At 73.8% G+C, this 25,266-nt stretch carries 19 protein-coding genes and 2 pseudogenes; 14 read left to right on the top strand and 7 right to left on the bottom strand.

Features of this window, described 5'->3' with window-relative positions; all coding sequences use genetic code 11:
• The first annotated feature begins 79 nt into the window (after window positions 1–79).
• From LUW75_RS08340 to LUW75_RS08325, 4 genes are all read left to right on the top strand, one after another.
• Window positions 80–1,726, top strand: coding sequence for a serine/threonine-protein kinase (locus tag LUW75_RS08340; RefSeq protein WP_250335053.1), 1,647 nt, complete (start codon window positions 80–82; stop codon window positions 1,724–1,726).
• Window positions 1,727–1,756: 30 nt separating this feature from the next.
• Entirely contained in the window at window positions 1,757–3,106 is a 1,350-nt protein-coding gene (locus tag LUW75_RS24600) for a serine/threonine-protein kinase (protein ID WP_349816405.1), read from the top strand.
• A gap of 376 nt (window positions 3,107–3,482) precedes the next feature.
• Window positions 3,483–5,162 (top strand): succinic semialdehyde dehydrogenase, encoded by a 1,680-nt coding sequence (locus tag LUW75_RS08330; RefSeq protein WP_250335052.1) that lies wholly within the window; start codon window positions 3,483–3,485, stop codon window positions 5,160–5,162.
• A 51-nt stretch (window positions 5,163–5,213) separates the two neighbouring features.
• Entirely contained in the window at window positions 5,214–7,070 is a 1,857-nt protein-coding gene (locus tag LUW75_RS08325; protein WP_250335051.1) for a GMC family oxidoreductase, read from the top strand.
• Between the two features lie 290 nt (window positions 7,071–7,360).
• Here LUW75_RS08325 and LUW75_RS08320 read toward each other — a convergent pair whose 3' ends face one another.
• Together LUW75_RS08320 and LUW75_RS08315 are read right to left on the bottom strand one after the other, a co-directional pair.
• Window positions 7,361–8,410: an LAETG motif-containing sortase-dependent surface protein gene (locus tag LUW75_RS08320; RefSeq protein WP_250335050.1), complete on the bottom strand. Its 1,050-nt coding sequence runs from the start codon at window positions 8,408–8,410 to the stop codon at window positions 7,361–7,363.
• A 471-nt stretch (window positions 8,411–8,881) separates the two neighbouring features.
• Window positions 8,882–9,885, bottom strand: a pseudogene (locus LUW75_RS08315) (IS5 family transposase).
• A 194-nt stretch (window positions 9,886–10,079) separates the two neighbouring features.
• Here LUW75_RS08315 and LUW75_RS08310 point away from each other — a divergent pair.
• The 5 genes from LUW75_RS08310 (at window position 10,080) to LUW75_RS08290 (ending at window position 13,548) form a co-directional block, all read left to right on the top strand.
• A complete protein-coding gene (locus LUW75_RS08310) occupies window positions 10,080–10,931 on the top strand; it encodes a WXG100-like domain-containing protein (protein WP_250335049.1) in 852 nt (283 codons plus the stop codon).
• A gap of 211 nt (window positions 10,932–11,142) precedes the next feature.
• A complete protein-coding gene (locus tag LUW75_RS08305; RefSeq protein ID WP_250335048.1) occupies window positions 11,143–11,742 on the top strand; it encodes a YwqJ-related putative deaminase in 600 nt (199 codons plus the stop codon).
• Window positions 11,743–11,755: 13 nt separating this feature from the next.
• The gene (locus LUW75_RS08300; RefSeq protein ID WP_168437844.1) at window positions 11,756–12,229 is read left to right on the top strand and encodes an SUKH-3 domain-containing protein; all 474 of its coding nucleotides are present in this window, start codon (window positions 11,756–11,758) and stop codon (window positions 12,227–12,229) included.
• Window positions 12,222–12,611, top strand: coding sequence for a YwqJ-related putative deaminase (locus LUW75_RS08295; protein ID WP_250335047.1), 390 nt, complete (start codon window positions 12,222–12,224; stop codon window positions 12,609–12,611). Before LUW75_RS08300 ends, LUW75_RS08295 begins: the two co-directional genes overlap by 8 nt.
• Before the next feature lie 16 nt (window positions 12,612–12,627).
• Window positions 12,628–13,548 (top strand): SUKH-3 domain-containing protein, encoded by a 921-nt coding sequence (locus LUW75_RS08290; protein ID WP_284453874.1) that lies wholly within the window; start codon window positions 12,628–12,630, stop codon window positions 13,546–13,548.
• 620 nt (window positions 13,549–14,168) lie between these two features.
• Here LUW75_RS08290 and LUW75_RS08285 read toward each other — a convergent pair.
• On the bottom strand, window positions 14,169–14,501 hold the full coding sequence (locus LUW75_RS08285; protein WP_250335045.1) for a chorismate mutase: 333 nt from the start codon (window positions 14,499–14,501) through the stop codon (window positions 14,169–14,171).
• Between the two features lie 328 nt (window positions 14,502–14,829).
• On the opposite strand from LUW75_RS08285, the gene guaA reads away from it, so the two are divergent.
• Window positions 14,830–16,428, top strand: a complete 1,599-nt coding sequence (gene guaA, locus LUW75_RS08280) for a glutamine-hydrolyzing GMP synthase (RefSeq protein ID WP_250335044.1) — start codon at window positions 14,830–14,832, stop codon at window positions 16,426–16,428.
• Between the two features lie 202 nt (window positions 16,429–16,630).
• Here guaA and LUW75_RS08275 read toward each other — a convergent pair whose 3' ends face one another.
• From LUW75_RS08275 to LUW75_RS08265, 3 genes and pseudogenes are all read right to left on the bottom strand, one after another.
• Window positions 16,631–17,089, bottom strand: coding sequence for a GNAT family N-acetyltransferase (locus LUW75_RS08275; RefSeq protein ID WP_250335043.1), 459 nt, complete (start codon window positions 17,087–17,089; stop codon window positions 16,631–16,633).
• 810 nt (window positions 17,090–17,899) lie between these two features.
• Complete coding sequence (locus LUW75_RS08270) at window positions 17,900–18,223, bottom strand: hypothetical protein (RefSeq protein ID WP_250335042.1); 324 nt, start codon at window positions 18,221–18,223, stop codon at window positions 17,900–17,902.
• Window positions 18,210–19,559: pseudogene (locus LUW75_RS08265) on the bottom strand (PspC domain-containing protein). The gene LUW75_RS08270 and the pseudogene LUW75_RS08265 overlap by 14 nt, the downstream one beginning before the upstream one ends.
• A gap of 181 nt (window positions 19,560–19,740) precedes the next feature.
• Here LUW75_RS08265 and LUW75_RS08260 point away from each other — a divergent pair.
• From LUW75_RS08260 to LUW75_RS08250, 3 genes are all read left to right on the top strand, one after another.
• On the top strand, window positions 19,741–21,027 hold the full coding sequence (locus LUW75_RS08260; RefSeq protein ID WP_250335041.1) for an ATP-binding protein: 1,287 nt from the start codon (window positions 19,741–19,743) through the stop codon (window positions 21,025–21,027).
• Complete coding sequence (locus LUW75_RS08255) at window positions 21,024–21,722, top strand: LuxR C-terminal-related transcriptional regulator (RefSeq protein ID WP_250335040.1); 699 nt, start codon at window positions 21,024–21,026, stop codon at window positions 21,720–21,722. The genes LUW75_RS08260 and LUW75_RS08255 overlap by 4 nt, the downstream gene beginning before the upstream one ends.
• Window positions 21,723–22,207: 485 nt before the next feature.
• Window positions 22,208–23,389, top strand: a complete 1,182-nt coding sequence (locus LUW75_RS08250; protein WP_250335039.1) for an alpha/beta hydrolase — start codon at window positions 22,208–22,210, stop codon at window positions 23,387–23,389.
• A gap of 199 nt (window positions 23,390–23,588) precedes the next feature.
• Here the strand turns inward: LUW75_RS08250 and LUW75_RS08245 are convergent, their stop codons facing one another.
• On the bottom strand, window positions 23,589–24,647 hold the full coding sequence (locus tag LUW75_RS08245; protein WP_250335038.1) for a C40 family peptidase: 1,059 nt from the start codon (window positions 24,645–24,647) through the stop codon (window positions 23,589–23,591).
• Between the two features lie 265 nt (window positions 24,648–24,912).
• On the opposite strand from LUW75_RS08245, the gene LUW75_RS08240 reads away from it, so the two are divergent.
• A complete protein-coding gene (locus LUW75_RS08240) occupies window positions 24,913–25,266 on the top strand; it encodes a hypothetical protein (protein ID WP_250335037.1) in 354 nt (117 codons plus the stop codon).

Below are 25,266 nucleotides of genomic sequence, written 5' to 3'. Positions count from 1 at the left end.
CGCCGCCCCCGAGGTTCCCCGCGCCGCGTACCCTCCGTAACCTTGCCCCGAAGCAGCGGGGCGGGCCGGGCGGAGACACGTGGAACAGACTCAGGGCAGGGGCGGGGGGCAGGTGCTCGCGGGGCGCTACCGGCTGGGCGAGACCATCGGCCGGGGCGGGATGGGCAGGGTGTGGCGCGCCCACGACGAGGTGCTCCACCGCACCGTGGCGGTGAAGGAGCTGACGGCGGGCCAGTACGTCTCCGAGGCCGACCGGGCCGTCCTGCACGCCCGTACGCAGAAGGAGGCGCGGGCCGCCGCCAGGATCACCCACCCGGGCGTCGTCACCGTCCACGACGTGCTGGAGCACGACGGCCGCCCGTGGATCGTCATGCAGTACGTCGACGGCCCCTCCCTCGCCGACGCGGTCAAGTCCGCGCCGGATGGCCGGATCGCACCGCGCGAGGCCGCGAGGATCGGCCTGCACGTGCTGGGCGCGCTGGGTGCCGCGCACGCCGCCGGGGTGCTGCACCGGGACGTCAAGCCGGGCAACGTGCTGCTGGCCCGCGACGGACGCGTCCTGCTCACCGACTTCGGCATCGCCGCCATCGAGGGCGACTCCACCATCACCCGCACCGGCGAGCTCGTCGGCTCCGTCGACTACCTGGCCCCGGAGCGGGTCCGCGGCGCGGACCCGGGCCCGGCCTCCGACCTGTGGGCGCTGGGCGCCACCCTCTACACGGCCGTCCAGGGCGAGTCGCCGTTCCGCCGCTCCTCGCCGATCGGGACCATGCAGGCGGTGGTCACCGAGGAGGCCGGGGCGGCCGTGCACGCGGGCCCGCTCGCCCCGGTGATCACCGCGTTGCTCCGCAAGGACCCCGCCGACAGGCCCACCGCCGCGGAGGCGGAGCGCATGCTGGCCGAGGCGGTGCGGGGCCGTGCGCCGGCCGCCGCACGGGACTCCGTCCCGACCCGCCCCGTCACGCCGGGGGAGCTGCGGGAGGTCGCGGACGGCGCCGCCGGCCGGGTGGGCGACACGGCCCCCGCCCCCGTCGCGCCGCCCGCCCCCGGCCGGACCGGCGCCCCCGGGCGGGCGCGCCGGCGCAGGGCCGTCGCGGTCGTGCTCCTCGCGGCGGCGGTGCTCGGCGCCGGCGCCGGTTTCGCCGTCATGCGGTACGTCGACGCCGGCCGGGCCCCCCACACCACCGGTGTCGCCGCCGCCCCCGCGCCGAGCGCCGCCCCTGCCCCAGGCGCCACCCCCGCGCGGGGCGCGTCCCCCGGCCCGGGCGGGGTGCCGCGGGGATGGGAGCGGGTGCGGGACCCGCTCGGCTTCAGCCTGCTCGTGCCGGCCGGCTGGAAGCGGCGGACGGAGGGCGGCCAGGTCGACTACACCCCGGACGGCGGCAGGCACCGCATCCGCGTCAGCGTCGACGACGCGCCGGACTTCGAGGACCCGTACGCGCACATGCTCGACGTGGAGGAGGCCCTGCGGGAGAGACTGCCGCGGTACCGCCGAGTGGGGCTCGACCGGAATACGTTCCGTGATCAGCTGGAATCCTGTCTCTGGGAGTTCACCTGGTACGAGAAAAGGACACACCCCGGTAAGCGCCACGCGATAGACCAGGTGTACTACACGGACGACGGAACCGAGTACGCGCTGTACATGTCGTCTCCCGAGGAGGACTGGGCGACCACGCGGGAGCAGTTCGACATCGTGCTGCGCCACTGGCGACCCGCCGAGGGGTGACCTCCTCGGCGCGAGCGGAGGAGGTGGGCCGTGTCGGTCGGAGGGTGGAGGCCGCAGGAGCAGGGGGAACCGCGGCGGCGGATCGTCGGCCGCTACCGCCTGGAGGTCCGGCTGGGCCGCGGCGGGATGGGGACCGTGTGGCGCGCCCACGACGAACTGCTGGGCCGTCCGGTCGCCGTGAAGGAGCTCCACGTCGACGCGGGCGTCCCGAGCGGCGGCGACGTGGCCGTCGACACCACGCTGCGCGAGGCGCGCGCCGTGGCCCGGGTCCACCACCCGCACATCGTCTGCGTCCACGACGTGGTGGAGGAGGACGGCGTCCCGTACATCGTGATGGAGTTCGTCGAGGGCGTGTCGCTCGCCGAGCGGGTCGCCGTACGGGGCCCGGTGGACGCGTACGAGGCGGCCCGGATCGGCCTGGCGCTGCTGTCCGCGCTGCGCGCCGCGCACGCGATCGGGGTGCTCCACCGCGATCTGAAACCGGCCAACGTGCTGGTGGAGGAGGCCACCGGACGGGTCGTCCTCACCGACTTCGGGATCGCCCAGCTGGCGGGGGCGACCACGCTGACCGAGGCGGGCATGTTCGTCGGTTCGCCCGAGTACACCGCGCCGGAGCGGATGCAGGGCCACCGGGCGGGGCCGGCGGCGGACCTGTGGTCGCTGGGGGTGCTGCTGTGCGCGGTGATGACGGGTCACTCGCCGTTCCACCGCGACTCGCTGGGCGGGGTGCTGCACGCCGTGGTGGAGGCGGAGATCCGCCCGCCCGCCGCCGCGGGGGCGCTGCTGCCCGTCGTGCGGGGGCTGCTGGAGCGCGACCCGGCGCGCAGGATCGACGGGGCGGAGGCGGAGCGGCTGCTGCGGTCGTACGCGGTGGGCGGGCCCGCGGGCGCGGTGGGGGCGGTCGCCGCGGCGGTGCCAGGCCGCGCCGGCCCGGCGGACGTGCCGGCGGCACACGACCGGCCCGACGAGGGCCAGGCGGGCGGGCAGGAGGGTCAGGGGGACGCGCCGTACGGGGCGCGCCCGCACTCCGTACCACCCGCGCGAGCCCGGGACCGGGTCCGGTACATGGCGAGGGTGCTGCCCCACAGGTCGGCGCCCGCCGTCCCGGGCCCGCCCGCCGCGCCCCCGCCCCCGTACGTCCCCGCCGCCCCGGAGGTCCCGGACGTGCCGGAGGCGGCGGGGGCCCCGGGCGCCTCGCCCCTGGGGCAGATGGCCGGGGTGCCCGACCGCGGCCCCGCCGCGCCCGCCCTGCCCGCGCCGCCTCCCGCCGGCACCGAACCCCAGGACGCGGTGCTCCCCGACGCCGTCCCCGCCGACGGCCACCCCCGGCGGACGGGCCGCCGGCGACCGGCGCGCCCTCGCCGTACGGGCCGCCGGTGACCGGCACCCCCTCGCCGTACGGTCCGCCCGCCGCCCTGCCGCCCTACCACCCCCCTCCCGGCGGCGCCCCGCCGGCCGGTCCTCCCCCTACGGGGTCCCGCCGCTCGCCGGCACCCCCTACGGGGTCCCGCCGCCGGCCGGTACTCCCCCCTACGGCACGCCCCCGAGGACCCGCCGGCCGGCCGCCCCCGCCTCCGCACCCCTCGTCGCCGCCCTCGTCGCCGCCGTCGCCGTCGCCGTCACCCTCGGCGTCCTGCTGCTGGCGACGCGCTGACCGGGACCCGCCCGCCGGCCGCCACCGGCGCGGGACTCGACCGGCGGAAAGTTGTTACCGCCGGGTACCCAAAACGTCCGCGTCCGGCATACCCTCGCCCCCATGACGGACACGCAGGCCCCCGCCAACGCCACCGGACCCACGTCCCCCTCCGCGTCCACGCCGGCCTCCCCGTCGGCGACGGTGTTCGCCCCCGGACCCGCGAACCCCGTGGCCCCCGCGCCCGCCGGCGCGCGCACCGCGGCCGACGTGGTGACGCCCGAGGTGGTCGCCCGGCTCGTCCGCGGCGTCGTCGGCTCCGGCCGGACCGCCAACCACACCCCGTTCACCGGCGAGCGCCTCGCCGAGCTGCCCGAGTCGGCGCCCGAGGACGTGGCGGAGGCGTTCGCCCGCGCCCGCGCCGCGCAGACCGCCTGGGCGGCCGTGCCCGTCCGGCGCCGCGCCGCCGTCCTGCTCCGCTTCCACGACCTGCTCCTGGAGCGCCAGGCGGAGGTCCTCGACCTCGTCCAGCTGGAGACCGGCAAGGCGCGCCTCCACGCCCACGAGGAGGTCCAGGCCGTCGCCATCGCCGCCCGCCACTACGGCGTGCGCGCCGCCTCGTACCTGGGCCCCAGGCGGCGCGGCGGCGCCGTACCGGTCCTCACCCAGGTGACCGAACTGCGCCAGCCGCGCGGCGTCGTCGGCCAGATCGCCCCCTGGAACTACCCGCTGGAGCTGTCCGTCGGCGACGCGCTGCCCGCGTTCGCCGCGGGCAACGCCGTCGTCATGAAGCCCGACACCCAGACCGCGCTGACCGCCCTGTGGGCGCGCGAGCTGCTCGTCGAGGCGGGGCTGCCCGCCGGGGTGTTCCAGGTCGTCCTCGGCGACGGCCCGGTCGTCGGCCCCGAGGTCGTCCGGCACGCCGACTACGTCTCGTTCACCGGCTCCACCCGCACCGGCCGCGAGGTCGCCCGGGGCGCGGCGGCCCGGCTCGTCGGCGTCTCCCTCGAACTCGGCGGCAAGAACCCCATGCTGGTCCTGCGGGACGCCGACGTGGAGAAGGCCGCCGCCGGCGCCGTGCGCGCCTGCTTCTCCTCCGCCGGGCAGCTGTGCGTCTCCGTCGAGCGGCTGTACCTCCACGAGTCGGTCGCCGACGCGTTCCTGGAGCGGTTCGTCGCCCGCACCAGGGCGATGAGGCTCGGCACCGCCCTCGCGTACGGCGCCGACATGGGCTCCCTCGTCGGCGTGCGGCAGCTGGAGGCCGTCACCCGGCACGTCGAGGAGGCCGTCGCCAAGGGCGCCCGGGTCCTGGCGGGCGGCGTCCCCCGCCCCGACGTCGGCCCCCTCTTCCACGAGCCGACCGTCCTCGACGGCGTCGACCCGTCGATGGCGGTGTGCACCGAGGAGACCTTCGGCCCGGTCGTCTCCGTGTACCGCTTCACCGACGAGGACGAGGTGATCGAGCGCGCCAACGACACCGCGTACGGCCTCAACGCCAGCGTCTGGACGAGGGACGGCCGCCGCGGCCTCGCCGTCGCCGCCCGCCTGCGCACCGGCACCGTGAACGTCAACGAGGGGTACGGGGCCGCGTACGGCAGCGCCCAGGCGCCCATGGGCGGGATGAAGGACTCGGGCCTGGGCCGCCGGCACGGCTCGGAGGGCATCCTCAGGTACACGGAGGCCCAGACGGTCGCCCGGCAGCGCGTGATGCCGCTCGCCCCGTCCTTCGGGATGGACGACGAGGGGTACGCGTCGCTCATGAACCGCGGCCTGAGGCTGATGAAGGCCCTGCGCCTGCGCTGACGACGGCGGGCGCGGGCCGCCCGCTCCACCCCTTCCGGTACGAGGAGAGCCATGTCCGAGGTCCCCCCTGCCCAGAACCCGCCGGAAGCCGGGCGGAACGGCTCCGGCGGCAACGCCTCCCACGGGGCGCCCGACGACGCGTACGACTACGACGTCGTCGTCGTGGGCTCCGGCTTCGGCGGCTCCGTCGCGGCCCTGCGCCTCACCGAGAAGGGGTACCGCGTCGGCGTCCTGGAGGCCGGCCGCCGCTTCACCCCCGCCACCCTGCCGAAGACCTCCTGGGACCTGCGCAACTACCTGTGGGCCCCCGCCCTCGGCCTGTACGGCCTCCAGCGCGTCCACCTGCTCGGCAACGTCATGGTCCTCGCGGGTGCCGGCGTCGGCGGCGGCTCCCTCAACTACGCCAACACCCTCTACGTGCCGCCGCCCGCCTTCTTCCAGGACGGGCAGTGGGCGGGGATCACCGACTGGCGGGCCGAACTCGCCCCGTACTACGACCAGGCCGAGCGCATGCTGGGCGTCCGCCTCAACCCGACCACGACCCCCTCCGACGTCCACCTCAGGGCGGCGGCCGAGGCCATGGGCGTCGGCGACACCTTCCACCCGGCGCCCGTCGGGGTCTTCTTCGGCGACGGCCGGGACGCGGACGGCGCCACCCGGGCCGCCCCCGGCGAGCGGGTCCCCGACCCGTACTTCGGAGGCGCCGGCCCCGCCCGCCGCGCCTGCGCCGAGTGCGGCGAGTGCATGACGGGCTGCCGGCACGGCGCGAAGAACACCCTCACGGAGAACTACCTGCACCTCGCGGAGAAGGCGGGCGCCGTCGTCCACCCGATGACCACCGTCACCGCCGTGACCGAGGACGGCGGGGGCGGTCACCTCGTCCGCACCGTCCCCACCGACCGCCGCCGCAGGGGCGCCCCGCGCACCTACCGCGCCCGGTACGTCGTCGTCGCGGCCGGGACGTACGGCACCCAGACCCTCCTGCACCGCATGAAGGACCGGGGGCTGCTGCCCCGCCTCTCCGACCGGCTCGGGGAGCTGACCCGCACCAACTCCGAGGCGCTCGTCGGCGCCCAGACCACCGACCGCCGCTACCGCAGGCGGCACGGGGCGCCCCGCGTCGACTTCACCCGGGGCGTCGCCATCACCTCGTCCGTCCACCCGGACGGGAACACCCACATCGAGCCCGTCCGCTACGGCAGGGGCTCCAACGCGATGGGCGTCCTGTCGACCCTCCAGGTCCCCCACGCGAGGCACCGCGTCGCCGCCTGGTTCGGCAACGTCGCCCGCCATCCCGTCCAGGCGCTGCGGTCCCTGTCCAACCGCCGCTGGTCGGAGCGGACCGTCATCGGCCTCGTCATGCAGTCGCTCGACAACTCCCTGACGACGTACCTCAAGCCCGGCGGCATCGGCAAGGGCCTGCTCACCGCTCGTCAGGGCCACGGAGCCCCCAACCCCAAGCAGATCCCCGAGGCGACCCGGGCGGCGACCCTGATCGCGAAGGAGATCGGCGGCTTCGCCGGCTCCAACGTCGGCGAGCTGATGGGCACCCCGCTGACCGCGCACTTCCTGGGCGGCTGCGTCATCGGCGCCACCGCGCGGGACGGCGTCGTCGACCCGTACCACCGGCTCTACGGCCACCCGGGCGTCTCCGTCGTGGACGGCGCGGCCGTCTCCGCGAACCTCGGGGTGAACCCCTCCCTCACCATCACCGCCCAGGCGGAGCGCGCCATGTCCCTCTGGCCCAACAAGGGCGAGCCGGACCCCCGCCCCGCCCAGGGCGACCCCTACGTGCGCCTGGCCCCCGTCGAGCCCAGGTCCCCGGCCGTCCCGCGGGACGCCTTCGCCGCCCTGCGCCTGCCGTTCCTGGGCCTGCCGAAGGTCCCGCCGAAGACCCCCGGCGCGTGACGCGCGGCGCGGCGTGGAGCGTGACGCACGGCGTGGGTGTGGCGTGGGGTGCGTGACGCGTGGCGTGGGGCGTGGGACGTGGGGCGTGAAGTGTGGCACGTGGCGTGGGGCGTGACACGCGGCGCTAGGTGTGGCGTGTGCGACGCGCTGCGCGGACGCGTGGCGGTACGGCGCCCTCCGCGCGCCGGCCGGCACCCGCCTGCGGAAAGCGCGGAGCGGAAAACGAGAACACAGAGAGGCGCTGCGCCCCCCTCCGAGCGCAGCGCCTCCCTTGTCCTCGGGTGCCTCCGTTACGCGGTGGCACCGTTCTGCCGGCGCCTCAGCGCGAAGACGACACCGGTACCGGCGACGAGCGCGACGCCGCCCGCGATCCCGATGACCGGCAGCATGGAGTCGGAGCCGGTCTCGGCGAGGTTGCCGGTGACGGGGAGCTGCTCGACGCCGCCCTGCGGCTTGGTGTCCGGCTTCTCGACGTCCTTGCCCCGGCCGTCGCCCGGAGCGGCCTCACCCGGGTCGCCGACGGAGCTGCCCGGCTTCAGCACGGCGAACTCCACCAGCGCGCCGCTGTTCTCGGCGAGGCACTCCTGGCCCTTGACGTCACCGACGTAGCCGCCGGTGCCGAAGGCGTAGCTGTCGCCGGCCGGGGCGGCCTTGTCGATGCGGACGCGGAGGTCGATCTCCACGAAGTCTTTCGGCTTCATGGTCTCGACGCCCCAGAAGTAGCCCCCGGCCCACTCCTCGTGGCCGATGCCGACCCACTTGTCGCTGTTCGGCATCTTGAACTGCAGGTCGACGTACTTGCTGAGCCACTTGGACTCGTCCTCTTCGAAGTTCTCGACCTCGGCGAAGAAGACGACCTCCTTGAGGTCGAGCTTCGACTTGTTCGTGATGGTGAGGTCGAAGTCCTTCCAGCCGCTGCCGGCCACGATCTTGCCGGGCAGGCCGGAGATCCGGACGTCGAGGGCCTTCTCCTCGAAGTTCTCGTCGACCTCCTCGCAGTACGGCAGCTCCTCGCCCTCTTCCCCTTCCCCGTCCTCGCCCGGGGCGGTGCCGGCGGGCTGCCCGGAGGAGGTGCTGTCGGAGGGCGCCGGGGCGGTGCCGTCGGCCGACTTCTCCTCCGGCTTCTTCTCCTCGGTCGGCAGCGGGGTCGCGGAGACGCTCGGCGCGTCGGACGGGGCCTGCTCGGTGGTCTTCGTCCCCTCGTCGGAGGACATCGACGGCGAGGACTCCGCCGTCGACGGAACCCCGTCCTCCGCGTGCGCGGTCGGGGCCATGAGGAAGGCGGCGGGCGTGATGACGGCGGTCGCGGCGGCGACGGCCACGGCACGGCGAAGCTTCAAGTCGAGCCCTTGTGGGTGGGGCGTGCCGCCGGACGCGGCACGGGGTGCGGTTGGGCCCGAGCCGTCGCGTGCGACGGGCACGGCCCCTGTGTCGCATGCTTGACCGGCGACGACGGACAGGGGTTGCCCGCGGACCGCGAACTTTTCACATGACCTGCATCACGTGATGCCCGGATCATCCTCCACGGCGGTCACGGCACCGCGCCGTCCACCCGCCGCCCCTCGGCGCGGCGCGGCACCGGGGCCGGGGCGGCACGGCGGACGGAACGCGGCAGGACGCCTCCGGCGCCCGGGGCGCAACCGGCCATGGCGGGACCACTCGCGTGCGGCCGGAAGCTGTGGGAACAGCCGGGCGGACTGACGACCCACGGTGCGCGTCCGGACCGGAACCGCCGGTGGGCTTCCCGGGCGGAGACCGCGACCGACGCCATGACGCCTGCTCAGACCACTAGGGGGCGTATTCGGTTGTGATCAAGGGGTGGCTCGTGTGAGGTCCTTGATCCAGATCACGGATGCCCGGAGGTGGAGTCCGGCGAGGTAGCTCCCCGGGGTCTTGTCGTAGCGGGTGGCGATGCCTCGCCATGCCTTCATCCTGTTGATCGCCCGCTCGACGGTGTTCCGTTCCTTGTAGAGCTCGGTGTCGTGACTGACGGGCCTGCCGCCTCCGCTGCCCTTCTTCTTCCGGTTGGCGGCCTGGTCCTTCTTCTCCGGGATGACCGCTTTGATACGGCGTTTGCGCAGGTGGGCACGGTTGCCGCGAGACGAGTAAGCCTTGTCTCCGGCGACCGCGTCCGGCCGGGTTCGGGGGCGGCCGACGGGCCCGCGCACCCGCACCTTCTTCAGGACGGGGATGAACTGCGGGCTGTCCGCTGCCTGGCCCGCGGTCAGGATGAACGCCAGCGGGCGGCACTTGCGGTCGGCGGCGAGGTGGACCTTGCTGGTCTGCCCGCCCCTGGAGCGTCCCAGGAGGGCGGCCTTCAGCCGGAGTTTCCGCCGACGCCGGACGCGTCGTCGTTCTTCCCGCGCGGGATCGCTTTCGGTCTCCTGCCCGCTTTGTTCTTCGAGGCCGCCCCCTTTGACCTGGCCTTCTCCTCCTCGGCGGCGGCTTTCTCCAGGGCGGTGACGACGTCCTCGTCGAGGTGCATCCCGGCCGCGTCGTGGTGGGCACGGGCGGTGGTGGAGTCGATGCTGACCAGGGACAGGTCCACCTCACCGCGCTTCGCAGCTTCCGCGATCAGGCCCTCCAGCAGGGCCTCGAAGACCCCGGCGTCACGCCACTGCCGGAAGCGGTTGTGGACGGTCGACCATGCACCGAACCCTGCCGGCATCTCCCGCCACTGGCCGCCCGTCTTGAACCGCCAGATCACGCCCTCAAACTGCTGCCGCAACCGCTCGGGGTACGGGCCGTACTCACCGATCGGCAGGTACGGCTCGATGAACTCCCACTCCGGGTCGGTCAGTTGCACTCGCGTCACATACGACGGTCTACCGGACCAGACCGCGCCACAAAGACACATCCCACAGATTGATCACGACTCGATACGCGCCCTAGTTCACGTCATGCGTCCCATAGTACGTTGGCCGAGGTTGGTGGGGTGTTTAAGCCGCTTTGCGGCGGAAAGCGGGGGAGGGCGTCGTGGGTTATACGATCCCTGAAGGTGTCGACACGATGCTCGATGTCGTCGGCGTGGGCTGGCCCAATGTCGACGAGGACGCCTACCGCGATATGGCGGACTCCTTGCGGGAGTTCGCGGACGACGCGGAGGACGACGCCGGAGTCGCCTACGGACACGTGCAGGTGCTGCTCTCCAGTGGGCAGAGCGAATCGCTCACGGCCCTCGACCAGCACTGGGCGAAGGTGCAGGGCAAGCACAAGGACATGGCCAAAGCCGCCCGTCTGGTGGCGGGTGCGCTGGACAGCGTCGCCGACATCATCGTCGCCCGCAAGATCGCCGCTGTGGGTGAACTGGCCGACCCGTGCGCCACGGTGGGTCTCACCCTGGCGTTGGCGCCGGTGACGGCCGGTCTGTCGACCCTACTGGCCGGCGCCAAGATCGCAGCGACGCGCATCGCCTTCAAAGCGATCCTGAAGGACATGGCGGAGGCCGCCGTCGGTGAGATCGTCACCGTACTCACCGAGCCCGCGGTCGCCGCGATAGAGAACGTCGTGGCCGACCTCGCGATACAGACAGCGCTCAACGCCGCCGGAGTGCAGAACGGTTACGACGTCGGCCGGACAGAACGAGCCGCCCAGGACGGACTCCGGCTCGATTCCGCTGACGATCCGAGTGGCCCGGGGCCGGGCGGTGGTCCCAGGATCGACCACGACGCGCATGCGAAGGCCGGAACGCACCTGGCCTCGGTCCAGGTCACCATGAAGTCCCGGACCGGCGGCAAGCTCGGCAAGGCCAAGAACCACCACGGGCGGGCCAGGGGAAAGGACTCGCTCACCGCCGTTCTCGACGCCACGCATCGAGGGCGTCACCGAGAAGCTCACCAAGGCGCTCGACGACCTCGGTGAGCACGTCGGCAGGAAGGTCCCCGCCGCTATCACCGGAAGCTCCAAGACGCACAGGGACACCGACGGCGGTGTCCGTGACCGGGTCCGGTCCATCAACGCGAAGGACGGTGCGGACGAGGACGGTCGCCGTGAGGGAGGCGGCGGTGGAGGCGGCGGTGGTGGCGGTGGAGGCGGTGGTGGCGGGAACTCCGGCGGGCCCCACGGGAAACCGATGTCCCCGCAGCCGGACTGGCACGGCCAGAGCGCGGGGAAGATGAAACACCACCGGCGCGACGCCCTCGATGTGAACCACCTCAGCGAAGAGGAACAGCGGGCCGCTCTGGTCCGGGAGACGCGCGCCCTGGCCGACGACGCCCAGAAGCAGGAAGCGGGGCACAACCCGCCCGGTAAGGACCGTCTGGTGAAGGCGTGCGCGGGCGGGCTCCTGCACGAGGGAACGCTGACGAGCCACACCAGCTCCACGAAACGCCACGGCCAGTCGCAGCTCGACGTCCACCCCGCACTGAAGAACGTTCTCGACCAGGTGGAGAACCAGATCCGGGCGGACGGCGAGAACCCGGGCGCAGGGCACGGGAAGTGTGCGGAGATCGCGCTCGTCTCGGACCGGCTGCGTAGTATAGAAGACAGGGACGGGAAAGCGATCGGTACACCGGACGACATACGCAGCGCGATGAGCGGGGCGCTTGTCTACTCCCTGCGGATCGGGGAGCAGGATTCCCCCACCGGACTGAAGGAGCACGGTGACTACAAAGAGCCGTGCCGGTCCTGTTCGAGGATTCTCCCGCTGATCGGTGTCACGGCACACGTCTAGAGTGAGGGTGAGAATGCCGATTCTTTCTTCGGCTGAGGAAGTGGATGCCTGGCTGGCGAAAGCCGGATGGTATCCCGGCCGTGACGTCGGCGAGGAAGCGGCTGAGGCGGTCATGACGGTGGTGGAGCGGTACCGATCCTACGGTGTGGAGATCGAACCCTCCGCGCCCGCCCTCGCGTTCGTCAGGGAGCACGCGTTCCTGCGTGCCGTCATCGACACCGCCCCCGAGAACATCGCCGTCTTCACGCCGCATCTCGTCTTCAAGGGGGATGCCGAGGAGATCGGCGAGCTTGCCGTCGATCTGGGTGCGAAGCTCTTTCCGGTCGGCTACGACACATACGACGGCTCCACCGTCCTCATGGACGAGAAGGGGCGGTTCTTCTTCTCACACCACACCGGAGCCTACTATCTCGGGAGTGAGAAGTACGAGGCGCTGATGAACCTGATGAGCAGCAACCTGGAAGACGCGGAGGATTACTTTGTCTGACCTCGTCCCCGGGGTAGCGGCGTCGCTGCTGGTCCGTGGTCAGATCTACAGCCACACCAACCTCGCCGGTGACAGCGAACCCCGACTCCACCCCTCCGTACGGCGGTTCTTCGACACCCTGCCGGTGGAGCAGCGCGAGCCCTTCCTCGGATACTGCGCCGAATCGGCTCTGGTGTCCGACCAGTTGTGGGGTCTGGACCGTCAGCGCAACGATCCCGGACCGACCACCCTCGACGAGGCCGTCGCCCACTTCGCCGGTGCCGTCCTCGTCTCGAAGAAGATCCGTGCCCAGGGCGACCCCGAGCACGGCACCCCCGCTAAGGTGTGCCGCTCCTGCTCGGCGCTGCTCCGCCGCCTCGGTATCGACGTCATCGGGTCATGACCCGGGGGAGAACCCGCTGACCGCGGCCGGCTGGTACGAGGGCCGTGACGCCGGGGACGCCGCCATGCTTGCCGCCCTGCGGACCGTCACGCTCGCCGAGCCGGTGGTCGGCGGGGCCACGTGGACACTGTTTCCGGCCGCCGAGCGGGCGTTGCGCGAATTCCACGGACTGCGCGTGCACCCGACGGGACCCGGCCGCGACGTCGCGGCCACGGGGTGCGTGATCGACCCCACCGAGGCGAGACACGCCCTGCGCCCCTGCGCGCTCCTCGGCGAGTCCACGGGCTCCCGGTTGTTCCCGTTCGGACGCACGGACGCCGACGCGCTGCTCGCCGTCGACGACGAAGGCCGCCTGTTCTCCCTCGACCATGGAGGACGCTGGCACCTCGGAGACACCGTGCACGAGGGCCTGACCACCCTCACGGAGGGCCACGCCCCGCGCAGGGTCGCCGCCCGGCGGTGGAGCTGGGCCGCCCCGTCGACCGCGCAACCGCTCGTCGACACCGTACGCACGGCCCTGGCGGCCGTGTACGTCCTGCACCACCGTCGGGTGTTCAGCGCCCGCAGCCTGAGGCTTACGGTCACGACGCTGCGGGGCATCGGCGTGAGGACCGTGGACGGAACCCTGCCCCTGCCCGGTGGCTCCCGGGAGGAGGCCGCGGAACCGCTCGTGGCCGGCATGGAGGCGCTGATCGGGGCCGCGGGCGCCACCGCGCGAGGCGCCGAGGTCCAGGTGGCCGTGAGCGTCCCCCCGCACACGGCCGTCCCCCTGTCGTCCGTCGAGTGCACCGTACGCACGGGGCACTCCGCGAAAACCCCCACCTCGACGGAGCTCGTGCTGTCCGCCGGCGCGGGTGCCTCGGTCGGCCGGGCCCGGGCGGCCCTCGACGCGTGCTCGGAGGACTTCGCCCGGTACACCGGGCAGTCCTCACCCTGAGGAGCGGCCCGCCTGCTCCCGGTAGGCCGGCACGGCGGGTGGGTGGGCCCGGTACGTCCCGGGGCCGGACCGCCGGGTCGGGTACACCCCGGACACGGCGCCGGATCCCCGGTGAGCCCGACCGGCGCGCGACCGTCACCAGGGAGGCCCGGCGCGGGGTGCGAGGGCAGCCGTCACCAGCGGCGCCGGGAGTTCCGGTGGTCGTGCGGCATCCGGCGGTCGGGTGGTCCGCGGATTGTGGTCGGCGGGCTGAGCCCCGCTTCTCCGGTGGTTCGTACTGACGGCGGAAGCGGAGGAGACAGGGCGTCCGGGCGACGACGCGCCCGCCCCCGAGGGACTTCCGCGAAGCCGCCGCCCGTGGGCGGCGGTCGGCTCCGGGCGTCCCCGGAGCCGACCGCCCCTTCGGGTTGACCGGACCGCTGTCCCCTGCCGTCCGGTCACATACGCCGGAGCGCGGTCCCACGGCGCACACGCGATGCGCCACACCCTCCGACGAGGTCACGCGCTGGCGCGGACACCGGGACCAACGAAGGCGGTGTGGCCCAGGTCACGTGCCATACGGGTGAGGGCGCCCCGTCCCGAACGCGCCCCGCCCCGCCGGCCTCCCCGTCCGGGCCGCCTCAGACGCGGCCCCGGCACAGCTCCAGCACCGTCATCGCCAGCGCCGTGCCCGGCCTGCCCAGGGCGTCCCTGTAGTGGGCCAGCACCTCCATCTCGCGGGCGAGGTTCACCCGGCGGCCGCCCGAACCGATGCGGGCCTCCTGGATGACGGCCGACGCGGCCATCCGCTCCCGGATCAGGCCGATGATCCGGTCGTCGAGCGCGTCGATGCGCTCGCGGGCTCCGATGATCAGTTCCGCGGCGTCGTCCGTGCGCGCTCCGGTGGTCTCGGTGGAGGTCCTGCAGGTGGCGGCCTCGCCGGGCGTTCGGGCGGGGGCGTTCGAAGGGGTCATCGCTGGGGCTCCTGGTGTCTCGCGGAGCTCCGGGCCGTCCTGTGGCCCGGGGAGACGACAGGCGCCCCGGGCCTTGTCGGTCCGGGGCGCCTGGGAGGTCGCTTGTCAGCAGATGCTCAAGCAGCACGACCAGGGCAGCCGGACCAGCCGGTGCCATAGGTGAAGACGAAGGTCGAGTGCGTGCGCATGGCGGCAAGTATGGACCCGCGGACGGCGCCCCTGCCAGCCGGATCGGCAACCGGTTCGGATGGTGAGACGAAACGCTTGTCGGCCACGCCGGTAGAATCGACTGATACCGACCCCCTCCCACCGCCGGAAGGCCGCCGTAGTGACATCAGCGCCCCCTGCTGCCGCCTCGCCCGACGCCAACCCGGACGCAGTCCTCGTTGTCGACTTCGGCGCGCAGTACGCCCAGCTCATCGCCCGTAGGGTCCGCGAGGCCCGGGTCTACAGCGAGATCGTCCCGTCCACCATGCCGGTGGCCGAGATGCTCGCGAGGAACCCCAGGGCGATCATCCTCTCCGGCGGCCCCTCGTCCGTGTACGAGGAGGGCGCCCCCCGCATCGACCGCGAGATCTTCGAGGCCGGCGTCCCCGTCTTCGGCATGTGCTACGGCTTCCAGCTGATGGCGACGGTCCTCGGCGGCACGGTCGACAACACCGGAGCCCGCGAGTACGGCCGTACGCCGCTGCACGTCAGCAGGACCGGATCGACCCTGTTCGAGGGCACCCCCGCCGAGCAGTCGGTGTGGATGTCGCACGGCGACGCCTGCTCCGCCGCGCCCGAGGGCTTCACCGTCACCGCGTCCACGGACGTCGTGCCGGTCGCCGCCTTCGAGAACGACGAGAAGAAGCTGTACGGCGTGCAGTACCACCCCGAGGTGATGCACTCCACGCACGGCCAGCAGATCCTGGAGCACTTCCTCTACCGCGGCGCCGGCATCGAGCCCTCCTGGACGACCGGCAACGTCATCGAGGAGCAGGTCGCGGCCATCCGCGAGCAGGTCGGTGACAGGCGGGCCATCTGCGGCCTGTCCGGCGGCGTCGACTCCGCCGTGGCCGCCGCGCTCGTCCAGCGGGCCATCGGCTCCCAGCTGACCTGCGTGTACGTCGACCACGGCCTGATGCGCAAGGGCGAGACCGAGCAGGTCGAGAAGGACTTCGTCGCCGCGACCGGCGTCGAGTTGAAGGTCGTCGACGCGCAGGAGCGGTTCCTGGCCGCGCTCGCCGGGGTCACCGACCCCGAGGAGAAGCGCAGGATCATCGGCCGTGAGTTCATCCGCGTCTTCGAGCAGGCCCAGGCGGAGATCGTCGCGGAGGCGTCGGGCGACCAGCCCGTCGAGTTCCTGGTGCAGGGCACGCTCTACCCGGACGTGGTGGAGTCCGGCGGCGGTACGGGCACGGCCAACATCAAGTCCCACCACAACGTCGGCGGTCTCCCCGAGGACCTCGAGTTCAAGCTGATCGAGCCGCTGCGGAAGCTGTTCAAGGACGAGGTCCGCATGGTCGGCCAGGAGCTCGGCCTGCCGGAGGAGATCGTCCAGCGGCAGCCGTTCCCCGGCCCCGGCCTCGGCATCCGGATCGTCGGCGAGGTCACCAGGGAGCGCCTGGACCTGCTGCGCGAGGCCGACGCCATCGCCCGCGAGGAGCTGACCGCGGCCGGCCTGGACCGCGAGATCTGGCAGTGCCCCGTCGTCCTGCTCGCGGACGTGCGGTCCGTGGGCGTGCAGGGCGACGGCCGCACCTACGGCCACCCGATCGTGCTGCGTCCGGTCTCGTCCGAGGACGCCATGACGGCGGACTGGACGCGCATGCCGTACGACGTGCTCGCGCGCATCTCGACGCGGATCACCAACGAGGTGAAGGACGTCAACCGCGTCGTCCTCGACGTCACCAGCAAGCCCCCGGGCACCATCGAGTGGGAGTGATCCCGCGCCCCCGGAGCCTCCGGGGACGCCGGGGTGACCCGAACGGTCGGGGAGCCGCCGTCCACAGGTGTGGGCGGCGGTTCCGCCGTTACGGGGCGCCGACCACCCGTCCCGGCGCTCGCCGACGGGGCGCGACGGTCGCCGGCGAGCCGCGGCGGTCGTCGGGGCGGGGGAGTCCGCGGGTCCTCACGGCACGGCGGCGCTACGGGGGAGGCCCCGGGGCGTTCAGGACCATCATCTTCTGCGGATCCGGGAAGGGGACGGAGCCGACCCTCTCGTAGACCTGATGCGCGTCGAGGGTGGACAGGAGCACCCGCTTGGGCCGGCAAGGAACCAGGTGGTCGCGGACCGTGGCCGCCAGCCAGGTACCCAGGCCCATGCCGCGGTGGGTAGGAGCGACGTAGACGTCGCACGAACGGGCGAAGGTCGCGAGGTCGGTGACGACGCGCGCGTGTGCGACCGGGGGACCGCCGGGGTGGTAGACCCCGAAGCCGAGGGACGCGCGGACGGACTGCTCGACCGTCTCACGGCTGCGCCCCAGGGCCCAGAACGCGCCGGTCGAAAGCCGGTGGTGCACCAAGGCGATGTGGTGCACCAAGACGACGTTGAGGCGGTCCGGAGCGGTGTCGATCTCGTATCCGTCTTCCCCGCGAACGACCACGGCCGTGCAGGGTGGTTCCGGACGCCGCCGCCCCACCAGCCCGAAGGCGAGTACGAGGCCACGGGGGCGGCGGGCGGGAGGACGGTGCCGGCCGTGTGGACGGCGCCGCGGCTGCCGCCGTGGTCGCGGGTGAGGGCGGTGATCGAGCGGCCCTCCAGACAGGCGTGCGCACGGTGTCGGTCTTGCCGGCCGCCGCGGCGGGGCGGCGCCCGCCTTTGCTTCCCTTGCCCTCGGTGGTGCGCAGTCCGTCGTGGATCAGCCCGCGCTGGAGTCCGCGCTGGACTTCGCCGGTGGCGGCGGGGCCCGCACCGTGAACTTCACGGTGGACGGCAACTCGCCGGTGCGCGGGTGACGGGCGGTGAGGTCCGCGGCGGAGCACGCGCCGCCGTGGATGCGCAAGGGCGAGGCGGTCGCGGCGGAGGACGTCGGGCATGTCGAGGATGTGGCCGGTGCCGCGTGCGGGGCGGGGCACGCGGAGATGTGGACGGTGTCGCCGGGCCGTACGTAGTCGAGGGGCGCGCGGAACCTCGGACGCTGTAGGGGGGAGACGGCCGGAGGCGCCGCCGTCCTCCCCGAAGACGGCCGGGTCCTCAATCCCGGCCCCGTGGGGGACGAGGTTCTGCCGGGCGGTGGACTGCTGGCCGGTCGAGACCCGCTTGCGGGCCGGGTCCGCCGCCGAGGGCCGCCGACGAACGTCCCGTACGCCTCGACCCGCCCATCACTCGGAAACCCCACCGGCACGAGCCGGACCGCGGCCAGCCCCGAAGCAGGCCCGGAGACGTTTCACCGGACCCCCGGCAGCGCAGTGGATCACTGTGCTGCACCACCGTGATCGTCCTCACCGGTAACCGCCGCACCGGTGTTCCCAAGGCCGTACTCGGTGGTGCGGCCGCCGCTCGTACCGGTAGGAGGACCCGCGCCGCCCGTCCCGGCGGCCCTCGCGGCGCGTCGCCGTGCCCGGTGGCCGACCCGGGACGCCACCGCCGCCAGCACCAGGCCGCAGCACAGGAGGAGGAGTCCCGCGTACCAGGGGGCGTCCCAGGCGCCCGTCGCGTCACCCTCGTACACGACGGCGACCCCTAGGCCCGTCACACCGGCGACCAACCGGCCGGGGTGGAACTCATGACGCAGCACGGGCCACCTCCACCCGTCCCACGGCGATCCGCAGGTTCAGCTCCAGCGTGCCGCCCGGGACGGCACCCGGCGGCGGGGGGATGACGCGGGTGATGCCCCGGTCCACCGCCACCCCCGGATCACCGCTGGACGGCTGCGTCGACCGGTCGGGGGCCGAACCCGTGGCGGGGGGGACCGGGCAGGCGTATGTCTCCGAGGCCCGCCCGCGCGCGCAGCCGCACGGCCACGTCGGCGGGCACGGTGACGGTCAGGCGCCCCGCCCCCGCTTCGGCGACCACCTCCACCGTCCGGCCGCGCGGCACGTCCAGGGCGGAGAGGTCGAGCGTGCCGACACCCGAACCGAGCGCGTAGCGGGGCCGCAGGTCCACGAGGGACGCCGGGGCCCACTCGGCGCGCGTCCACACCGTGCCGATCTGCGGGGGCACCGCCGAGGCGCCCGCCAGCAGCAGCGCCGTCACGACCGTCATGAGGACCGTGCCGAAGCCGGTACGGCCCAGGAACGAGCTGACGGCCAGTCCGAGGGCGAACACGGCGAGTGAGGCTCCGAGCCCGAACTGGAGGCTGACGCCGAGCGGATGCCCGTCCCAGGTGGCCGCGGTGCCCGTGTACCCCGCCGCCACGGCGAGGAGCAGGACGAGTCCGCCGACGGACCGCGGCCCTCGCGGGGCGGCCGCCGTCCGGGGCGGGGCGCCCGGGACCGCGCCCCACGCCCGGTGCGGGTCCTCCGGCAGGCCGGCGTGCGGGCCTTCGACCGGACCCCACAGGTAGCCGAGCGGTACGGGCCCGGTCGAGCCGTCCTTGACGATCGGGTCGCGCCACCACGAGGGGGCGATGGGCAGGGGCGGGGCCTTCGTCTCCGGTGGGGCGTCGGGGCCCGCCGGGTGCGCCGCGGCGGCCGCCTCCCCCCGTCGGCGAGCCGGCGCCGCTGCGACCAGACCGCCGCGCCGCCGGCCGCGCAGACCAGCAGGACCGCGAAGCCGATCGCCCCGCCGTTGCCCCCCACCATCGACAGGAACAGCCCGCAGCCGACCAGCGCCGTCAGGACGGCGACGAGGGACGCCCCCTCGACCCGACCGGTCAGCAGCCGCCGCGCCTCGTTGTCGTCCTCGCCGTCCGCGGTGACGCACAACCAGGCGAAGCCGTAGAAGATCAGGCCGGTGCCGCCGGCCACGGCGAGCACGCCCGTCACGACCCGGAACACCACCGGGTCGAGGTCGAAGTGCCTGCCCAGGCCCCCGCACACCCCGGCCACCACTCTCTGCCGCGGCGTGCGGCGCAGCGGCGGGCGCTGCGGGGTGCCGGGCGCCTCCGGCGAGGCGGGCGTCGCGCTTGTCATACGACCATGGTGACCGTCCGCCGCCCGCGACGGCACCCGCCACGACCCTGGCCGACCCCTGATATTCCGTCCCCGCGCCCCCAGGGGTTCCGGAACCGTCGGGGTACGCCGACCACTTCTCAGGGTCCGGTTCAGGGCCGACCCTGATGTCCGGGCGGGCGCGGCGTGTGACGATCGGTCCATGCCCGTCGCCGCCCGCATGCCCGAGACGACCGACGATCCGCCCGTGCGCAGGCTCTACCGCAGCGCCGACGGCCGGATGCTCGGCGGTGTCGCGCGCGGGCTGGCCGGTCACCTGGGGCTGCCGGTGGCGTGGGTGCGGCTCGCGTTCCTCGGGCTGTTCCTCGCGGACGGCCCGCTCGGCGTCCTGCTGTACGCGGCGTTCTGGATCGCCGTGCCGCTCGGCGTGGGCGGCCGCCCCAGCGGGCCGCGCACGCTGTTCGAGGCGGCGCCCGACGGACGCCGCCGCCTGCGCAAGCCCGACAGGGGGCAGGCCGTCGCGCTGATCGCGCTGCTGGTCGGTGCGGCCGTGTTCGTCGGCACGGCCGACCTGGGCGGCGAGGCGAACCGGTACGTGTGGCCGGCCCTCCTCGTCGGCGTGGGCGTCGTGCTGGTGTGGCGGCAGGCCGACAACGCGCGTCGTGCCCGGTGGACCGAGTCGGGCCGCGGCAGGCGGTTGTTCCAGCTGGCCCGCGGCCTGGCCGGGGTGTCGCTCGTCGGCCTGGGACTCGCGGTGTTCCTGGTGGTGCGCGGGTCCGCCGCCCAGCTGGGCACGGCACTGACGGCGGCGATAGCGGTGCTGGCCGGCATGGCGCTGCTCGCCGGGCCCTGGCTCGTACGGATGTCGCAGGACCTGACCGAGGAGCGGACCATGCGCATCCGGGCTCAGGAGCGCGCCGAGGTCGCCGCGCACGTCCACGACTCGGTACTGCACACCCTGACGCTGATACAGCGCAGTGCCGGAGACGCCGCCGAGGTCCGCCGTCTGGCCCGTGCCCAGGAGCGGGAGCTGCGGAACTGGCTGTACCGGCCCGAGGGCACCGGCAGGGACGACGCGGAGGAGCCGGAGACGCTCGCCGACGCCGTGCGCAGGGCCGCCGCCGAGGTCGAGGACAAGCACGGCGTGCCGCTGGAAGTCGTGGTCGTCGGCGACTGCCCGCTCGACGAGCGGCTGGCCGCGCAGATGCAGGCCGCGCGCGAGGCGATGGTCAACGCCGCCAAGTACGGTGGCGGAGGCGGCCCCGTGCAGGTCTACGCGGAGGTCGAGGGCCGTACGGTCTTCGTCTCCGTACGGGACCGGGGGCCCGGCTTCGACCTCGGCTCCGTCCCCGCGGACCGGATGGGCGTACGAGAATCGATCATCGGCCGGATGCGGCGTTACGGCGGCACCGCACGTGTACGGTCCGCGCCGGACGGCGGTACGGAGGTCGAGTTGGAGATGGACAGGGTCGAGGAGGCGGACGGATGACGACGACCGGACAGGCGGCCGGAGGGGCTGCGGAGCGCCGGGCGCGGGTGGTGCTCGTCGACGACCACCGGATGTTCCGCACCGGCGTGCAGGCCGAGATCGGACGCACGGAGGAGACCGGGGTGGAGGTGGTCGGAGAGGCCGCCGACGTGGACCAGGCGGTCGCCGTCATCAACGCCACCCGACCCGAGGTGGTCCTCCTCGACGTGCACCTGCCGGGCGGCGGCGGGGTGGAGGTGCTCCGCCGCTGCGCCCCGCTGGCGGCGGACACCGAGCACCCGGTGCGGTTTCTCGCGCTGTCCGTGTCCGACGCGGCGGAGGACGTCATCGGCGTCATCCGGGGCGGCGCACGCGGGTACGTCACCAAGACCATCACCGGTGCCGACCTGGTCGACTCGATCTTCCGGGTGCAGGAGGGCGACGCGGTGTTCTCGCCGCGACTGGCCGGCTTCGTGCTGGACGCGTTCGCCTCCACGGACGCGCCGCCCGTCGACGAGGACCTGGACCGGCTCACCCAGCGCGAGCGGGAGGTGCTGCGGCTCATCGCGCGCGGCTACGCGTACAAGGAGATCGCGAAGCAGCTCTTCATCTCGGTGAAGACGGTCGAGTCCCACGTCTCCGCGGTGCTGCGGAAGCTCCAGTTGTCCAACCGGCACGAACTGACCCGCTGGGCGACGGCCCGCCGGCTGGTGTGACCCGCCGGTCCGTGTGGGGCACCGGTCCGTGTGGGGCACCGGTCCCGTGCGGGGCACCGGTCCCGTGCGGGGCACCGGTCGGCCCGGGGCGCACCGGCGCCCTGCCGGCCCGTTCCCGGCGGAACGTCAGGCCGTCTGACGCCCCGCCTGGTTCGTCCGGGCCGTACCAGGGGGCTCACTTCTGGCCACCGACAGGCCGCCCGGCCTGTGCCCGCTGGCTCGCCTGGCTTCCCGGCGGGTCGCCCGGCTTCCCGTGGCTCCGCCCAGCCCGTATCGGCGGCTCATCCGGCGCCCTTCGGCGGCTCACCCGGCCTCCAACGCCCACCCGTCTTCCGGACGTGCGCCCGCCCGGCCTCCAACGCCCGCCCGCCCGGCCCCGGGAACGCGCCGGGAACGCGCCGGGAACGGGCCGGTGCGCGTTCAGGCGCAGATCACCGCGTGGACGCGGCAACCGCGGAACGCCCGGAGCCCTCCTACTTGCCGTGATGAGCCTGACGGGTACCCCCTTCCTCGTGACCGCGATCGCGCTCGCCGCCCTGGCGGTCGTCCTGCCGCTCACGCTGTGGAACCGGGTGCGGGGGCCGTTCCCCGTCCGCTGCCTGGCCCGGCTGGCCATGGTGGGCTTCGCCCAGGTGACGGCGATGCTGGTGGTCTTCGTCGCGGTGAACAACGCCAACGGCCTGTTCAGCGGCTGGGCCGACCTCCTCGGCCGCGAGGACCACGTCGACGCGGCCCCAGACCTCGGTCCGGACGGGCTCGGCGGTCGCCGGATCACCGACCTGCCGAAGACGGGGCAGACGTTCCGGCCGGTCGCCGCGCCGCTCGACGGCCGCATCCGGACCACGCTCCTCCGGGGCCGGGTGTCGGGCGTCACCGCCGAGGTGTACGTCTGGCTGCCGCCGCAGTACGACGACCCCGCCTACCGGGACGTGAGGTTCCCCGTGGTGGAGCTGTTCTCCGGTTACCCCGGCACCCCCTCGTCCTGGTTCGCCGGGCTGCGCGTCACCGAGCGGTTGGAGCCGCTCATGCGGAAGGGGAAGGTGGCGCCGTTCATCCTCGTCGCACCCCGCACCAAGCTCCTCGGCGACGCCGACGCGGGCTGCGCCAACGTGCCGGGCGTCGTCAACGCCGAGACGTGGGTCAGCGTCGACGTACGGAAGATGATCACCGATCACTTCCGGGCCGTCACCACGCCGGACGGCTGGGCGGCCGCGGGGTTCTCGGCGGGCGGCCACTGCGCGGCGAAGGTCGCCCTGGCCCATCCCGACCGCTACCGGTACGCGGTCAGCATGTCCGGCTACAACGACCCGGCCGCCGAACCCGACTCCATCACCGCTCGGGACCCGGCGCTGCGGCGGGCCAACAATCCGCTCACCATCCTCCGGGAGGCGTCCGCCCCGCCCCGCCTGACCCTCCTCTACACGGGCGACGGTGACGACGGCCACCGCCAGGGGCTCGAACTGCGTGCCGCCGCCCGGCCCCCGACACACGTAGAGGTACGCCGCGTCGCCGGCGGGCACCGCACGTCGACGTGGGCGGGGGAGGTCCCCGCGGTGTTCACCTGGCTGACGGGACGGTTGGAGGGAGCGGGAGCGGGAGCGGGAGCGGCCGCGACCGTGCCGCCGGCGAACCAACGAGCCGCCAGAACCGACGAGCCGAACCGGTAGCCCCGGAAACCGGTGGACCAACGCAGTGGACCGGTAGCCCCGGAGACCGGTGGACCAACGCAGTGGACCGGTAGACCCGGAGACCGGTGGACCAACGCAGTGGACCGGTAGACCCGGAAACCGATGGCCAACGCAGTGGACCGGGGAAACGGCGGACCAATGAGTCGATGAACCGACGAGCCCGCAGGGTGCGTCGGGTTCAGCCGATGCGGACGGCGCCCGCCCAGGGCATCTCGTCGATCGACGCGACCCGCACCGTCGAACCCGCGCGCGGCGCGTGGATCATCCTGCCCCCGCCGACGTAGATCCCGACGTGGCTGACGCCCGGGTAGAAGAAGACCAGATCGCCCGGGGCGAGCTGGGAGCGTGCGATCCGCTGCCCGGCGTTGATCTGCGAGTACGTCGTCCGGGGCAGCGCCACCCCGGCCGCCCGCCACGCCGCCTGCGCCAGCCCCGAGCAGTCGTACCCGGACGGACCGGTCGCCCCCCACAGGTACGGCTTGCCGATCGCCCCGTAGGCGTACGAGACGGCCCGCGCGGCGCGCGGGTTCGGCGCCCGGACCCCGTCGGCCGCCGTCACCGCACGGGCACCGTCGCCGGCGCGGCCCGGGTCCCCCGCGCGCGGCACGGCTCCGTACGCGGCGCGTTCGGCGGTGGTGAGGCGGGCCAGGAGGCCCCGGGCGGTGGCGAGCCTGTCCTGGACGGCGGCCTTCTGCCGGTTCAGTTCGGCCTCGTGGGTCCTCAGCTCGCGGGCGTGCACGTCCCCCTCCTTCCGCAGCCGGTCGATCTCGACGAGTTGTCCGCGCAGGGACGCCACCGCGCCGGCCTGCCGGTCGGCGACCCGCTCGGCGAGGGCGGCGCCCCGCAGATACCGGTCGGGGTCGGAGGAGAGCACCAGCCGGAAGACGGGGCCCAAGGCGCCGGCGCGGTACTGCGCGGCGGCGGTGGCGCCGAGCGCGTTGCGGCCGGCGTTGAGGCGCTCGGTGTGCCGGGCGGCCTCGTCGCGGAGGGCGTCGAGCCGGTCCCGCGCCGCGTCGGCCTTCTCCCTGGCGTCGTTGTACTTCTCCGTCGCGGCCTCCGCCTCGCGGTGGAGCCGGTCGACCCGGGCCTTGACCTGGGCGGCGGTGAGGCGCGGCTCGGCGTGCGCGGGGCCCTCGAAGGCGGTGGCGGTCGCGGCCCCGGCCAGGGCCAGGGTGGCGGCCCTGCGGCCGGCCCGTCCGCCGAACACGCGTTGCCTGGGCTTCCTATGCGCTGCCACGGGGGCGCTCACTTCCCTTCGGTGCGGTGCTGTGCTGCGGGCTCCGACCGGTGGGGGCCGGGCCGCCTGGGGGAGGACGCTAGGTGCGGAACCCCGGGCGAAGTGGCGAAATGACCGGTATTGGCCTCACCTGGAGGTTTGAGTGTGGATTTCGGTCGCACCGTTCCGATCGGAACCGTTCACTACGTATCTCCCGTGACCGTTGTGGTGAAGCAGGTGGACCTGGCCGACGGGCGGTGGTATGGCCGGGATTAGGCTCCGACCCATGAACGTCCTCCTCAACGTCTTCGTCGCCCTGCACGTCATCGGCATCGCCGCCCTCCTCGGAGGGTTCCTGACCCAGATGAAGGCGATGGGCGCCGGTACGGCCCGCATGGTCCCGGGCATGCTGCACGGCGCACTGACCATGCTCGTGACCGGCATGGCCCTGGTGGGCCTCAACCAGGCCCAGGGCTCCGCCGTCGACAACGTCAAGATCGGCGTCAAGCTGGCGCTGCTGGTGATCGTCCTCGGCCTGGTCTACGTGAAGCGGGACGACGAGCGCGCCGGCAAGGGCCCCTTCGCGGCGGTCGGCGCCCTGACCACGGCGAACGTCTTCATCGCCGTCCTCTGGACCTGA

This window comes from Streptomyces sp. MRC013 (assembly GCF_023614235.1).
Lineage (GTDB): Bacteria > Actinomycetota > Actinomycetes > Streptomycetales > Streptomycetaceae > Streptomyces.
The sequence above is the reverse complement of the archived record's forward strand: the minus strand, read 5'-3'. Positions and strand labels throughout refer to the sequence as shown.

Bases quoted from the DNA above. Each gene is read 5' to 3' on its own strand.
- LUW75_RS08310 (WP_250335049.1), top strand. From the start codon at position 10,080: ATGCTCGATGTCGTCGGCGTGGGCTGGCCCAATGTCGACGAGGACGCC.
- LUW75_RS08330 (WP_250335052.1), top strand. From the start codon at position 3,483: ATGACGGACACGCAGGCCCCCGCCAACGCCACCGGACCCACGTCCCCC.
- LUW75_RS08260 (WP_250335041.1), top strand. From the start codon at position 19,741: ATGCCCGTCGCCGCCCGCATGCCCGAGACGACCGACGATCCGCCCGTG.
- LUW75_RS08255 (WP_250335040.1), top strand. From the start codon at position 21,024: ATGACGACGACCGGACAGGCGGCCGGAGGGGCTGCGGAGCGCCGGGCG.
- LUW75_RS08305 (WP_250335048.1), top strand. From the start codon at position 11,143: ATGTCCCCGCAGCCGGACTGGCACGGCCAGAGCGCGGGGAAGATGAAA.
- LUW75_RS08285 (WP_250335045.1), bottom strand. From the start codon at position 14,501: ATGACCCCTTCGAACGCCCCCGCCCGAACGCCCGGCGAGGCCGCCACC.
- LUW75_RS08325 (WP_250335051.1), top strand. From the start codon at position 5,214: ATGTCCGAGGTCCCCCCTGCCCAGAACCCGCCGGAAGCCGGGCGGAAC.
- LUW75_RS08250 (WP_250335039.1), top strand. From the start codon at position 22,208: ATGAGCCTGACGGGTACCCCCTTCCTCGTGACCGCGATCGCGCTCGCC.
- LUW75_RS08240 (WP_250335037.1), top strand. From the start codon at position 24,913: ATGAACGTCCTCCTCAACGTCTTCGTCGCCCTGCACGTCATCGGCATC.
- LUW75_RS08300 (WP_168437844.1), top strand. From the start codon at position 11,756: ATGCCGATTCTTTCTTCGGCTGAGGAAGTGGATGCCTGGCTGGCGAAA.